The sequence below is a fragment of the Streptomyces koelreuteriae genome (genome assembly GCF_018604545.1).
Lineage (GTDB): Bacteria > Actinomycetota > Actinomycetes > Streptomycetales > Streptomycetaceae > Streptomyces > Streptomyces koelreuteriae.
In genome coordinates, this window is record NZ_CP075896.1 from 4,835,494 (window position 1) to 4,848,953 (window position 13,460).

Genomic DNA, 13,460 nt, shown 5'->3' on the forward strand with positions numbered 1-13,460 from the left:
AGGAAGGGGACGCCTCGTACCTATGGATTCCAGGACCTGCCCCGGCTCAGCGGAGCCAGGGCAGGTCCGCACCCGCTTCGGTCGGCTGAAGTCCCTCGGCGACGATCCTCATGATCTCGCCGAGGGACTTCTGCTGCCCCGGGGAGAGCCGGTCGAACACCGCCTGCCGTACGGCCTCCACATGGCCCGGGGCGGTCTGCCGCAGCACCTCGTAGCCCTGGTCCGTGAGCACGGCGAACTGGCCCCGCTTGTCGTCGGGGCAGTCCTCGCGGCGCACCCAGCCGTTCTTCTCCAGACGCGCGATGGCGTGCGAGAGACGGGAGCGGGTGATCTTCGCCAGCATGGCGAGCTCGGTCATCCGCAGTTGCCGCCGGGGCGCCTCGGCGAGCTTGACCAGAAGGCCGTAGTAGACGTGCGGCATGCCCGCGTCGCGCTGGAGCTGACGGTCGAGATGGTCGTCGAGGAGGGTGACGCCCTCCATGAACGAGCGCCAGACGTGCTGCTCCTCGTCGGTGAGCCAGCGCGGTTCCTGGGGCTCCTGGCCGGAGGCAGGTGTCGGTGCGGATGCGGGTGCCTTCATGTGTTCCACTCTACGTGGCCCCTCCTTGAAGATTAAACAAATGGCCCGTACAGTTTTGTCAGGGAACCATTCTGGAGGGAGTCGCAGCATGTCCGCCGCCACCCAGGAGCGCATGCCCGCTCTGTACCTCAGCCACGGCGCCCCGCCGCTGGCCGACGACCCGGTCTGGCCCGGTGAACTGGCCGCCTGGTCCGCCGGACTGCCGCGCCCCAAGGCGATCCTGATGGTCTCCGCCCACTGGGAGGAGGCCCCGCTCGCCCTCAGCGCCACCGAGACGGTCCCCCTCGTCTACGACTTCTGGGGCTTCCCCGAGCACTACTACCGGGTGAGGTACGAGGCTCCCGGCGCACCGGAGCTCGCCGAGTCGGTGCGCAAGCTGCTGCGCGCCCCCGGTATGCCCGTCCAGGACGTCCCCGACCGCGGCCTCGACCACGGCGCGTACGTCCCGCTGGTCGAGATGTACCCGGAGGCCGACATCCCCGTCCTCCAGGTCTCCATGCCGACGCTCGACCCGGTCAGGCTCATGGAGATCGGCCGCAAGCTCGCCCCGCTGCGGGACGAGGGCGTGCTGATCGTCGGCTCCGGCTTCTTCACGCACAACCTGGCCGCGCTCCGGCAGGGCGGCATACCCGGCTGGTCGGCGGAGTTCGACGACTGGGGCCGGCGGGCGCTGGAGGCGCGGGATGTGGACGCCCTGCTCGACTTCCTCCACACCTCGCCCGCGGGGCAGCTCGCCCACCCGCGCACCGAGCACTTCGCCCCGCTGTTCGTGACCATGGGCGCCGCCGACGCGGCCGGTGAGCTGGACGCCCAGAAGTCGGTGATCGACGGGTTCTGGATGGGGCTGGCCAAGCGGTCCGTGCAGTTCGGCTGAAAACGACCTCAGCCGAAACCGACCTCAAGGGTCCCGGGCTGGAGCGGCTTCTCGTACCAGGCCACGTCCCAGTAGCGGCCGAACTTGCGGCCGACCTCCCGGTACGTACCGACGTGCTGGAAGCCGAAGCGCTCGTGCAGCCGCCCGGACGCCTCGTTCGGCTGGGCGATGCCGGCGTAGGCGCGGTGCAGGTCCTCGCCGGACAGGGCCTCGAAGAGGGCCTCGTACAGCAGGGTGCCGATGCCGCGGCGGCCCGTGTGCGGGGCGACGTAGACGGTCGTCTCCACCGAGGTGGCATAAGCGGGCTTCTGCCGGTAAGGGCTTGATGTGGCGTAGCCCAGAATTTCCTGTGAGTTGGTGCCCGTGGCAACCATCAGGCGATGCGGGCCGTCTACTGGATGGGAGAGCAGCCAAGGACGGCGCTCTTCCGGAGTGAAGATCGCGGTATCGAATGTGATCGCTGTCTCACGTACATAGTGGTTGTAGAGGGCTGTGAGAGCTTCGAGGTCGGCCTCGACTCCCGGCCTGACCTGCGGCTCTGTACGTTCCGACGGCATCGTGCCTCCCCAGGTGGCCGGACAGGGTACTGCATGATCAGGAAAATCGTGGGGCGGGTTGGGAATTCTGTCCTGATTCCAGTCGTTGTTTCCATCGGATGCAGGGCACCCGAGGAGAGTCCGGAGAGTCCCGGAGACGGAGTCCAGCGTCCGAAGGACCGCCCGCTGACCTCACCATCGCAAGGGAGCACGCATGGCAACCCGTGCCGTCGCCCGTCGTAAGTCCGCCACCGGCGAGACGGCCGACGCGGCAAGCAGTGTTCGCGCCCATGGCGGCGAGATCGCCGACCGCGACCTGGTCGGCATGTACCTCGACGAGATAGCGCGCACACCACTGCTCGACGCCGCCAAGGAGGTCGAGCTGTCACAGGTCATCGAGGCGGGTGTGTTCGCGCGGCAGGTCCTCGACGGGTTCGAGGACACCAAGGCCGACGCCACCCGTGACGAACTCGAGGCCCTGATGGCCGACGCGGAGCGGGCCAAGGACATCTTCATCCGCTCCAACCTCCGCCTGGTCGTCGCCGTCGCCCGCCGCTACCCCCGCAGCGGTCTGCCGCTGCTGGACCTGATCCAGGAGGGCAACGCCGGCCTGGTGCGCGCGGTCGAGAAGTTCGACTACCGCAAGGGCTTCAAGTTCTCCACGTACGCGACGTGGTGGATCCGCCAGGCCATCACCCGCTCGATAGCCGACCAGTCCCGCACGATCCGCCTGCCCGTCCACCTCGTGGAGGAGCTCGGCCGGATCCGCCGTGTGCAGCGCGAGTTCAACCGCGAGCACGGCCGGGACCCGGAGCCGGCGGAGATCGCCACCGAGCTCGGCTCCACGCCGGAGCGTGTCACCGACGTGCTCGACTGGGCCCGCGACCCGGTCTCGCTGAACATGTCGGTGGACGACGAGGGCGAGACCCAGTTCGGCGACCTCCTGGAGGACACCTCGGCGGTGTCGCCCGAGCAGTCGGTGCTCACGCTGCTGCGCAGCGAGGAGCTCGACGACCTCATAGGCCGCCTCGACCAGCGCACGGCCTCCATCATCAAGATGCGCTACGGCATAGAGGACGGCCGGGAGCGCACCCTGACCGAGGTCGGCAAGGAGCACGGCCTGACCCGCGAGCGCATCCGGCAGATCGAGAAGCACGCGCTGCTGGAGCTGAAGAAGCTGGCGCGCAGCACCGGTTTCGACGCGGCGGCGTGACGCCGGGTTCGCACCCGGCTGCGTGATGCGTGGCACCGCGTACGCCGGGTGGCGAAAGACCGCGCAAACATGGCGTTGTATCGCCGCTTAACCCGAAGGACTCGGGGAACAAGACTTCCGGGTCCACCAGTTCGGGCCCGGGGCCACACCCCCCTGGGCCCCCGAAAACCAAGTCCCGTCGCACTCCCCCCGGCGCCGGGACTCTCCCAAGGCCGGGCTTCGGCGCCCCTCCCCCCGGGCGCCGGGGTCCGGCTCTTTTCGTGTCTCTTCGTGCCGGTGCCTCGCGCACCGCGCGGTGTCTGGAGGGCGGGGCACCCCGTACCTGAACCACGGGGTGGCCCGCCAGATGGCAGATTGTGCCACATGGGCATACCCTGCCGGGCGTGAGCAGCACCACCCCGACCCCGCCTCAGGCCTCGCTGACCGAGCGGCGGAAGGCCGAGACGCGGATGGAGATCGCCCGGGCGGCGGCGGGCCTCTTCGTCCGGCACGGCCTGCGCGCCACCCGCGCGGAGGACATCGCCCAGGCCGCCGGTATCGCCCCGCGCACCTTCTACCGGTACTTCGCCACCAAGGAGGAGGCCGTCGCCCCGCTCTACGCGGCCGGCGCCCAGCGCTGGGTGGCGGCGGTACGCGCCGCTCCCGCTGACGCGAGCGTGCTCCAGGCCCTCGAACAGGGCGTCCGCCACACCCTCACCCCGGGCGTCGGCGTCTCGGCGTCCTCCTGGGAGTGGGTCCGCTCCCTCCTGCGTCTCGCCGAGGCGAACCCGTCCCTGCGCCGGGTGTGGGCGGAGGTCTGCCAGACGTCGGAGCGGATGCTGGGGGAGGTGCTGGCGGAACGGGGGAGCGATGAAGGGGCCGGGGCTTCGGCGTCAGGGGTCACGGAGAGTCGCGACAACGTTGCCCTCGCCCCCGAGCCCGCCTCCGCCCTCGCCCCCGAGCCCGCCCCCGCCCCCGGGTCGCGCTTCGCCGCCGCCGTAGCCAGTGCCGCCGTGCGCGCCGCCCTGGAGACCTGGGCGGAAGGCGACAGCCCGGCGGAGGGCCCGGGAGGCCCGGCGGAACTCGCGTCGCGGAACCTGGCGGCACTGCGGGACTTTCCATGGGAGGCGTGACCCGGCCGGGGCCGAACCGCGGTGAGTGTCAGGGTCATGCCCCGGCGGCGTTCCCGTCCCCGGCCGCCCTGCTCAACCGCGCCCCCAACTCCCGTACTGCCCATACGAGTTCCTCCGGCTCCCGGACCATGAAGTCGCACTCCAGCATCGCCAGCCGGAACGCCACCCACTGCACCTGGTCCCCCGCGGACCCCCGCAGCCGGCAGCTGCTGTCGTCCAACGGCTCGGGCGTGCCGAGCCACTTCGGCACCCGGGCGGCGACGAAGTCGGCCGGTGCGGCGAAGGTGACCTCGAAGTCGTAGGACTGCTGCTGCCGTTGCATCGACTGGCGGAGGAATTCCGCCGCGCTCCCGGTCGGCAGCTCGCGCGGTACGAAGCGGGCCCCCGTGGCGAACGGTTCGCTCACGCGGTCGACGCGGAACGTGCGCCAGTCGTCGCGGTCGATGTCGTAGGCGACCAGGTACCAGCGGCGGCCCGTCGAGACCAGCCGGTAGGGCTCCGTCAGGCGTCGTGAGCCGGTGCCGTCCGCGGCCCGGTAGGCGAACCGCAGCCGCTCGTGCCCGGCCACCGTCGAGGCCATCACGGTCAGTGTCTCGGGTGCGATGCTGGGGCCGTCCCCGCTGGTCAGCGGCATGGTCGCGGCCTGGAGCGTGGTCACGCGGTGGCGCAGCCGGCCCGGCAGCACCTGCTCCAGTTTGGCCAGCGCCCGTACCGACGCCTCGTCCAGGCCCTCCACCGCGTGCCCGGCCCCGGCGCGGAGCCCGACCGCGATGGCCACGGCCTCCTCGTCGTCGAGGACGAGCGGCGGCATGGCCTTGCCGGCGACCAGCCGGTAGCCGCCGTCGGCGCCCTTGGTCGCCTGCACGGGATAGCCCAGTTCGCGCAGCCGGTCGATGTCCCGCCGGACCGTGCGGCGGGAGACCCCGAGCCGGCCGGCCAGCTCGCCGCCGGGCCATTCGCGGGGCGTCTGGAGGAGGGAGAGGAGCGTGAGCAGCCGAGCCGGTGTGTCCGTCGTCATACCGACGAGGATGCCGTACCACTAGGTCATGATCTGACCTAATGACCCCCTAGATTCGAAGCATGACCTCCACCGACACCACCCCCGGCTCCACGGGCGGCGGCGGCACCGACCGCCGCCGCTGGTTCGCCCTCGCCATTGTGATGACCGCCGCCTTCATGGATCTCGTCGACGTCACGATCGTCAACGTCGCCATCCCGTCGATCCAGCGCGAGGCGGGCGCGTCCTTCAGCGAGATCCAGTGGATCACCGCCGGATACGCCCTCGCCTTCGCCGCCGGGCTGATCACCGGCGGACGGCTCGGCGACATCCACGGCCGCAAGCGGATCTTCCTCGTCGGCATCGGGGGCTTCACCGTCGCCTCCGCGCTGTGCGGCCTCGCGGTGAACCCGGAGATGCTGGTCGCCTCGCGGTTCCTGCAGGGCGGTATGGCGGCGCTGATGGTGCCGCAGGTGCTGTCGATCGTGCACGCGACCTTCCCGGCGCACGAACGGGGCAAGGTCTTCGGGCTGTTCGGCGCGGTCGTCGGGCTCGGGGCCGTGTCCGGTCCGGTGCTGGGCGCGCTGCTGACGGAGTGGAACCTGTTCGGGTGGGAGTGGCGCTCGATCTTCCTGATCAACCTGCCCGTGGGTGTCGCGGGCCTGATCCTCGGCAGCCGTTTCATCACCGAGTCCAAGGCGCCGAAGGCCCTGAAGCTGGACCTCGTGGGTGTGGCGCTCGTGACGCTGGGCCTGCTGATGCTGCTCTACCCGCTCATCCGCGGCCGTGAGCTGGACTGGCCGCTGTGGGGGTACGTCTCGATGGCCGGCTCGCTCGTCGTCCTCGCGGCGCTGGTGGTGTTCGAGCGGCGCAAGAGCGCCCGGGACGGCTCCCCGCTGGTCGAGCTGTCGCTGTTCCGGGTCAAGAGCTTCGCGGCCGGGATCGCCGTACAGACCGTCTTCGGAGTCGCGCTCGGCATCTTCTTCCTGGTGTGGACGCTGTACATGCAGTTCGGGCTGGGCTGGACCCCGCTCAAGGCCGGGCTGACCGGGGTGCCGTTCTCGATCGCGGTGTCCGTGGCCGCCGGGATGTCCGTGCAGAAGCTGGTCCCGCGCTTCGGACGCAAGGTGCTCCAGGCGGGCGCGCTGGTGATGGCGGCCGGGGTGCTGCTCTACATCTGGGAGTCCGGGCACTACGGACTCGCCATCACCCCCTGGCAGATGGCGCTGCCGCTGGTCGTGATGGGTGTCGGCATGGGCCTGATCGTCGCGCCGCTGACGGACGCGATCCTCTCCGAGGTGCCGCGCGAGCACTCCGGTTCGGCCTCCGGCCTCATCAACACCGTGCAGCAGATGGGCAACGCGCTCGGGCTCGGGCTGGTGTCGGTCGTGTTCTTCGGCTCGATCAGCGACCATCTGAGCCGGGATCAGGTGGGCCCGGCCTTCGCCGACGCCTTCCAGAACGCGCTCGGTTGGGTGGCCGCGGTGCTGGCCGTCATCTTCCTGCTGATGTTCGCCCTGCCGAAGCGGCCGGCGCAGCACGTGGAGGGTGAGGCGCTGGCGGCGGAGGGGAAGGAACCGGCGCTGGTCTGACAGCGGATTACGAAGTACGGGCCCGGCACCTCAACAGGGTGCCGGGCCCGTTTCTGTTTCCGATCATGCCCGATTGGGCCCGAACCTGTTTACTTCCCAGAAATCTCGGCGTAGCCTCCCGCTGAAACCACACGTTCGGGCATGAGGCGGAGGCGAAACAGACATGTACGCACCGGAGCGGCAGCAGGAGATCCTCCGGCTCGCCCGTGACGGCGGCCGAGTGGATGTCGTGTCGCTGGCCGAGGAGTTCCAGGTGACGGCGGAGACGATCCGCCGGGATCTGAAGGCCCTCGACCGGGCCGGCATGGTCCGCCGGGTGCACGGCGGGGCCATCCCGGTCGGGCGTCTCGACTTCGAGCCGGACCTCGCCGAGCGCGAGACCGCGGCGGCCGACGAGAAGGACCGCATCGCCAAGGCGGCCCTCGCGGAACTGCCGAGCGAGGGCACGATGATCCTCGACGCCGGGACGACGGTGGCCAAGATGGCCGCGGCCCTCCCGCTGGAGGCGTCCCTCACCGTCGTCACACACAGCCTGCCCATCGCGGCCCGCCTCGCCGACCACCCCGGCATCCAGCTCCACCTCATCGGAGGGCGCGTCCGGCACCGTACGCGCGCCGCCGTGGACGCCTGGGCGCTCCGGGCGTACGGCGAGATCCGCGCCGATGTGCTGTTCGTGGCCGCCAACGGCTTCTCCGCCGAGCACGGTCTGACCACCCCCGACCTCGCCGAGGCCGCCGTGAAGCGCGCGGCCGTGGCCGCCGCCCGCCGGGTGGTCCTGATCGCCGACTCCTCCAAGCACGGCCAGGAGCACTTCGCCCGCTTCGGCGACCTGAGCGATGTGGACCTGCTGATCACCGACAGCGGGCTGAGCCCCGAAGACGCCGTCGCCATCGAGCGCGGCGGCACGGAAGTAGTGCGCGCATGATCCTCACCGTCACCCCCAACCCGTCACTGGACCGCACCTACGAGGTGCCGTCCCTCGACCGCGGCGAGGTCATCCGCGCCACCGGCGAGCGGATGGACCCGGGCGGCAAGGGCGTGAACGTCTCGCGCGCGGTCGCCGCGGCCGGACAGCGCACGGTCGCGGTCCTGCCGCTCGGCGGCGCCCCGGGCGCGCTCGTCGCCGACCTGCTCGACAAGCAGGGCATCGAGGTCGCGCCGGTCCCCGTCGCCGGGGCCACCCGCTCCAACATCGCCCTCGCCGAGGCCGACGGCGTCCTGACGAAGATCAACGCACCGGGTCCGGAACTGTCCGAGGCCGAGCGCGAACTGCTCCTGGAGACCGTACGGCAGCAGTCCGGCGACGCCGCCTGGATCGCCTGCTGCGGCAGCCTCCCGCGTGGCCTTGCCCCCTCCTGGTACGCCGAGCTGGTCGCCCGCACCCACGCGGCCGGTGCCCGGATCGCCCTGGACACCTCCGGGCCCGCGCTGCTGGAGGCGCTGCGCGAGCGGCCCGACGTGGTCAAGCCGAACGCCGAGGAACTCGCCGGAGCCGTCGGCCGCCCCCTCGCCACCGTCGGCGACGCCGTGAAGGCGGCCGAGGAACTGCGCGCCATGGGCGCCCGGGCCGTCCTCGCCAGCCTCGGCGCCGACGGGCAGCTGCTGGTGTCCGAGGAGGGCGCCTGGTTCGGCAGCGCCCGCGTGGACACCGTCCGCAGCAACGTGGGCGCCGGCGACTCCTCCCTCGCCGGTTTCCTGATCGCGGGCGGCAGCGGGCCTGACGCCCTGGCCTCGGCGGTCGCCCATGGCGCGGCGGCCGTTCAGCTGCCCGGCAGCGTCATGCCGACGCCGGGCGACCTGGATCCGGCGGCGGTCACGGTCACGGCGGAGGTCCCGGTGGACCGTGTGCTGAAGGAGCCGGTGTCATGACGTTTCCCGACCCGCACGAACCGGACCGTGAGCGGCGGACCTCCCCGTTACTCCCCGCCGCCACCCTCGTCACCCCCCACCGCAGCACCCCCGTCCCTTCCCCCGCCCACCCCACGCACCGGGCGATACGCGAGCTAAGGAGCCCGCGATGAGCGACATGATCACCGCGGACCTGGTCGATCTCGACCTGTCCGCCGACACCAAGGAAGCGGCGGCGCGCGCCCTCGCCGAGCGCATGGTGGCCCTGGGCCGGGTGACCGACCTGGACGGCTTCCTCGCCGACGTGGCCGCCCGCGAGGCCCAGATGCCGACCGGCCTCGACGGCGGCATCGGCATCCCGCACTGCCGCAGCGAGCACGTCACCGAGCCGACGCTCGCCTTCGGGCGCAGCTCCGACGGCATCGACTTCGGTGCGACGGACGGCCCCGCCGACCTGATCTTCCTGATCGCCGCGCCGGCCGGTGCCGACGACGCCCATCTGACGATCCTGTCGTCGCTGGCCCGGCAGCTGATGAACACGGAGTTCACCGACGCGCTGCGCTCGGTGGGCGACGCGGGCGCAGCGGCGGCGCTCATCAGGGGCGACGAGCCCGAGGCGCCCGAGCCTGCGGCTTCCGAAGACACCGTGGCGTCGGCGGGAGCGGCCTCTCCCGCCGCCGCCACGGTCACCGACGACGACGCCGGCGCCGAGAGCGCCCCCGAGGAGCGCCCGTTCCGCATCGTCGCCGTCACCTCCTGTCCCACCGGCATCGCCCACACCTACATGGCGGCCGAGTCGCTGGAGAACGCCGGCCGTGAGGCGGGCGTCGAAGTCACCGTCGAGACACAGGGATCGGCCGGATTCACCCGGCTCGACCCGGAGGTCATCGCGGCGGCGGACGGCGTGATCTTCGCCCACGACGTCTCCGTACGGGAGAAGGACCGCTTCGCCGGCAAGCCGACCGTCGACGTCGGTGTGAAGGCGGGCATCAACCGCCCCGCCGAACTCATCGCCGAGGTGCGGGAGAAGGCCGCGCGCGGCGAGGTCACCTCCGGCACCCCGGGCAGCACGCCCGTCGAGCGCACCGGCGACTCCGGCGAGGGCTACGGCACCAAGCTGCGCAAGTGGCTGATGTCCGGCGTCAGTTACATGGTGCCGTTCGTCGCGGCGGGCGGTCTGCTGATCGCCCTCGGCTTCGCGATCGGCGGCTACAAGGTCAACAAGGCCCCGTCGGTGATGGACCACTTCCTGTGGACGCAGGCCGACAGCTGGGCGGCCCTGCTCTTCCAGATCGGCGGCGTCGCCTTCGGCTTCCTCGTCCCGGTCCTGGCCGGCTACATCGCCTACGGCATGGCCGACCGGCCCGGTCTGGTGCCCGGCTTCGTGGGCGGCGCGATCTCCCTGACCATCAACGCGGGCTTCCTCGGGGGCCTCGCGGCCGGTCTGATCGCCGGTGGCGTGGTCATCGCCATCCAGAAGGTGAACATCCCGGCGGCGCTGCGCGGCATCATGCCGGTGGTGGTGATCCCGCTGATCTCCTCGGCGATCGTCGGGTTCCTGATGTTCGTCGTCATCGGCAAGCCCATCGCCCAGGCGCAGAAGGGCATGACCGACTGGCTGAACAGCCTGTCCGGCGCCAACGCCATCCTGCTCGGCACCCTCCTCGGCCTGATGATGTGCTTCGACCTCGGCGGTCCCGTCAACAAGGTCGCCTACACCTTCGCCACGGCCGGTATCGCGGTGTCCGACCCCAGCGACTCCGCGATGAAGATCATGGCGGCGGTCATGGCGGCCGGCATGGTGCCCCCGCTGGCGATGGCCCTGGCCACGACCGTGCGCGGCAAGCTCTTCAACGCCACCGAGCGCGAGAACGGCAAGGCCGCCTGGGTGCTCGGCGCCTCCTTCATCTCCGAGGGCGCGATCCCCTTCGCCGCGGCCGACCCGCTGCGCGTCATCCCGGCCTCCATGGCGGGCGGCGCGATCACCGGCGCCCTGTCGATGGCCTTCGGCGCCACCCTGCGCGCCCCGCACGGCGGCATCTTCGTGGTCCCGCTGATCGGCAACCCGCTGCTCTACCTGGTCGCCATCGCCGCGGGCGTCTGCGTCACCACGGCCCTGGTGATCGTCCTGAAGGGCATGCGCAAGCAGGCCCCGGGCGCCACCGCGGCACCCGGCGAGGGCACCGCGGCCCCGACGGCGGAGAGCAAGCAGCCGGTGGCGGCGTGACACCCGTCGCGGTCCGTCCCTTTCAAGGCATGTGAACCGTTCATGCCACCTGCGAGATAGATCACGAAAATCACGGCCCGGGACCGAAGTCCCGGGCCGTGGTGTCTACTGGAACGCATGCCTGAGCACGTCTCCGGGTGGCCCGAAGGCCACTCCCTCCCCGCTCTCCCACAACAGCGGCAGACAGGCCCCCGGTCGGAGTCCGTGGAGCTGACCACGCAGGAGAGAGACGCCTTCACCGAGCTGGTGCGCCAGTTGAGCGGAGACCGGGGCGTCTAGGAAAGCCGCGACGGCTCCTACGACAGCTGCGCCGCCCGCCGCTCCATCGCCTCACGCGCCGCGTCCTCGCTGACGTACACCTCGCACATGTGCCGTCCGTCCGGCGTCGCCGTGTGCTCGACCTCCCAGAGGGAGAGCTCCTCGCCGTCGCCCAGCAGGAACGCGTGCTCGTAGAGCGAGAACCCCAGCCCCGCCCGGCCGGCTCGGCAGGGGCGGCCGAAGGCCTGGGCGATCCGGTGGCCGGACGCCGTGGCCAGCAGGGCCGCCGTGTCCGCGCCCGGCCGGTCCGTGTTCTCCGCCCGGCGCAGTAAACGGCGCGCGTGGTCCGCCGAGTCGTCGCCGGCATAGGCGTGCCGGGGCGCGGGGACCGGGGAGAGCTGCACCGTCACCGGCAGCTCGAAGTCAGGGGTGTCCGGCGGCAGCGGCAGACGCGCGGTCGCGGCCCGCAGCTCCTCCTCGTCCACATAGACCTCGTGCTGCGGCTCGCTGCCCGGCGCGGTGTTGTGGACGAGCTCCCAGAGGGTGAGTGCCGAACCGTCGGCCAGCAGCCAGGTGTGCCGGTACGTCTCCCGGTGCAGGCCCGCGCTGTGGTGCGCGGAGTGCAGCGAACTGTCGTGCGCCAGGGCGCAGTCCAGCCGCCTCAGCGTCTCGTCCGGTAGCTCGAAGGAGTTCAGGGCGCGGCCGAGGAGTCGCGCGAGGTGCTCCTCCGGAGACTCGGGCGAGTCGTGGGGTTCGTACGCTGCCGTCTCGTACGGAACGCTCAAGGTTTCTCCCGGCGTTGCTGCATGTCACCTTGTGGGTGCATACCGTAGCCCCTCGGTCGGACATCATGTCCGGGAACCGAGAAAACGTACGTCCGGGAAAACGCCCGGGCCGCGCGAAAAGTTCCCGCGCGGCCCGGATGGTCCGTCAAATACCCCAGTTGGGGCGGCTGTTCAGTCGATCAGGACGCGCTGCCCGCGACCCACTGGCTCCAGTCCATGTTCCAGCCGTTGAGCCCGTTGTCCGGCGACACCGTCTTGTCGGGGGAGTTCTTCACGATCACCACGTCCCCGATGAGGGAGTTGTCGTAGAACCACTTGGCGGGAGTGCTGCCCCCGGCGCCCTGGACGTCCGCGAGGCCGACGCAGCCGTGGCTGGTGCCCTGGCGGCCGAAGGGCGGATTGCCCTTGCTGTACCAGTAGTTGCCGTGGATGAAGGTGCCGGACGTCGTCAGCCGCATCGCGTGCGGCACGTCCGGGATGTCGTACTCCCCGCCGAGACCGACCGTCCGGCTGTTCATCCGGGTCTGCGTGAACTTCTCCGAGATCACCATCTGCCCGTTGTACGTGGTGTGCTCCGCGCTGCCCGCCGAGATCGGGATCGTCTTGATGGTCTTGCCGTCCCGGACCACCGTCATGGTCTGTGTGTTGACGTCGACCGTGGAGACCTGCGAGCGCCCGACGGTGAAGGTGACCGTCTTCTTCTGCACGCCGTAGACGCCCTTCGCGCCCTCCACCCCGTCCAGGTCGATCTTCATCGTGACCTTGGAGCCGGCCTTCCAGTACTCCTCGGGCCGGAAGTCGAGCCGCTGCCCGTTGAACCAGTGCCCGACGACCTGCTGCCCACTGCTGGAGGTGACCGTGATGCGCGACTGCACGGCCTTCCGCTCGGTGATGGCCTTGTCGAAGGTGAACGACACCGGCATGCCCGCACCGACCGTGGTGCCGTCGTCCGGCGTGTACGTCCCGATGAAGCTGTTCGACGACGACACCGTCGTGAAGATCGAGTTGGCCGCGGCCGTCCGGCCGTCCGAGTCCTTCGCGGTCGCGGATATCTGGTACTTCGTGCCGCGCTCCAACTGCTCCTTCGGCTTCCACGCCTTGCCGTCGGAGGAGATCGAGCCCGACACGGCCTGACCGTCGCCCGCCACCGTCATCTTCACGTCGGTCAGCTTGCCGTCGCTGACCTTCACCCCGGTCGAGTTGATGGACGCGCCCGTGGAGCCGTCCTTCGCCGAGATGGCGATCTTCGCGACGGACGTGTTGCCCGTGCCCTTGCCGCCCTTGGCGTCGTCCTTGGCGTTGGCGCTGCCACCACAGGCGGTGAGCGTCAGGGCGCCGACCATCAGGGCGGCACAGGCCCCCAGTGTGCGCCGCGCAGCAATGTCCGGCCTTGTCACGGGCTGCTCCCAGTTCGTGTGAAGTGCGTGATCCGCTCCAG

At 70.9% G+C, this 13,460-nt stretch carries 13 protein-coding genes; 8 read left to right on the plus strand and 5 right to left on the minus strand.

Annotated features, from left to right (window positions below):
* Nucleotides 1-46: 46 nt before the first annotated feature.
* Entirely contained in the window at nt 47-580 is a 534-nt protein-coding gene (locus tag KJK29_RS21930; RefSeq protein WP_215120845.1) for a MarR family winged helix-turn-helix transcriptional regulator, read from the minus strand.
* Between the two features lie 88 nt (nt 581-668).
* Between KJK29_RS21930 and KJK29_RS21935 the strand changes: the two genes are divergently transcribed.
* A complete protein-coding gene (locus KJK29_RS21935) occupies nt 669-1,454 on the plus strand; it encodes a dioxygenase family protein (RefSeq protein WP_215120846.1) in 786 nt (261 codons plus the stop codon).
* Nucleotides 1,455-1,462: 8 nt separating this feature from the next.
* On the opposite strand, the gene KJK29_RS21940 is transcribed toward KJK29_RS21935, so the two are convergent.
* On the minus strand, nt 1,463-2,011 hold the full coding sequence (locus KJK29_RS21940) for a GNAT family N-acetyltransferase (protein ID WP_215120847.1): 549 nt from the start codon (nt 2,009-2,011) through the stop codon (nt 1,463-1,465).
* 193 nt (nt 2,012-2,204) lie between these two features.
* Between KJK29_RS21940 and KJK29_RS21945 the strand changes: the two genes are divergently transcribed.
* The gene (locus tag KJK29_RS21945; protein ID WP_215120848.1) at nt 2,205-3,203 is read left to right on the plus strand and encodes a sigma-70 family RNA polymerase sigma factor; all 999 of its coding nucleotides are present in this window, start codon (nt 2,205-2,207) and stop codon (nt 3,201-3,203) included.
* A gap of 383 nt (nt 3,204-3,586) precedes the next feature.
* Nucleotides 3,587-4,315 (plus strand): TetR/AcrR family transcriptional regulator, encoded by a 729-nt coding sequence (locus tag KJK29_RS21950; protein WP_251057900.1) that lies wholly within the window; start codon nt 3,587-3,589, stop codon nt 4,313-4,315.
* Nucleotides 4,316-4,349: 34 nt separating this feature from the next.
* Here KJK29_RS21950 and KJK29_RS21955 read toward each other — a convergent pair whose 3' ends face one another.
* Complete coding sequence (locus tag KJK29_RS21955) at nt 4,350-5,333, minus strand: helix-turn-helix transcriptional regulator (protein WP_215120849.1); 984 nt, start codon at nt 5,331-5,333, stop codon at nt 4,350-4,352.
* Between the two features lie 62 nt (nt 5,334-5,395).
* On the opposite strand from KJK29_RS21955, the gene KJK29_RS21960 reads away from it, so the two are divergent.
* The 5 genes from KJK29_RS21960 (at nt 5,396) to KJK29_RS21980 (ending at nt 11,258) form a co-directional block, all read left to right on the plus strand.
* Nucleotides 5,396-6,904 (plus strand): MFS transporter, encoded by a 1,509-nt coding sequence (locus tag KJK29_RS21960; protein WP_215120850.1) that lies wholly within the window; start codon nt 5,396-5,398, stop codon nt 6,902-6,904.
* 163 nt (nt 6,905-7,067) lie between these two features.
* Complete coding sequence (locus tag KJK29_RS21965) at nt 7,068-7,829, plus strand: DeoR/GlpR family DNA-binding transcription regulator (RefSeq protein ID WP_215120851.1); 762 nt, start codon at nt 7,068-7,070, stop codon at nt 7,827-7,829.
* Nucleotides 7,826-8,773 (plus strand): 1-phosphofructokinase, encoded by a 948-nt coding sequence (pfkB, locus tag KJK29_RS21970; RefSeq protein ID WP_215120852.1) that lies wholly within the window; start codon nt 7,826-7,828, stop codon nt 8,771-8,773. Before KJK29_RS21965 ends, pfkB begins: the two co-directional genes overlap by 4 nt.
* A 148-nt stretch (nt 8,774-8,921) precedes the next feature.
* The gene (locus KJK29_RS21975) at nt 8,922-10,979 is read left to right on the plus strand and encodes a PTS fructose transporter subunit IIABC (RefSeq protein ID WP_215120853.1); all 2,058 of its coding nucleotides are present in this window, start codon (nt 8,922-8,924) and stop codon (nt 10,977-10,979) included.
* A 117-nt stretch (nt 10,980-11,096) separates the two neighbouring features.
* Nucleotides 11,097-11,258, plus strand: a complete 162-nt coding sequence (locus tag KJK29_RS21980) for a hypothetical protein (RefSeq protein ID WP_215120854.1) — start codon at nt 11,097-11,099, stop codon at nt 11,256-11,258.
* Between the two features lie 17 nt (nt 11,259-11,275).
* Here the strand turns inward: KJK29_RS21980 and KJK29_RS21985 are convergent, their stop codons facing one another.
* Both KJK29_RS21985 and KJK29_RS21990 read right to left on the minus strand, forming a co-directional pair.
* Complete coding sequence (locus KJK29_RS21985; protein ID WP_215120855.1) at nt 11,276-12,022, minus strand: DUF6227 family protein; 747 nt, start codon at nt 12,020-12,022, stop codon at nt 11,276-11,278.
* Between the two features lie 179 nt (nt 12,023-12,201).
* Nucleotides 12,202-13,419, minus strand: coding sequence for a L,D-transpeptidase (locus KJK29_RS21990; protein ID WP_215120856.1), 1,218 nt, complete (start codon nt 13,417-13,419; stop codon nt 12,202-12,204).
* Nucleotides 13,420-13,460: the final 41 nt, after the last annotated feature.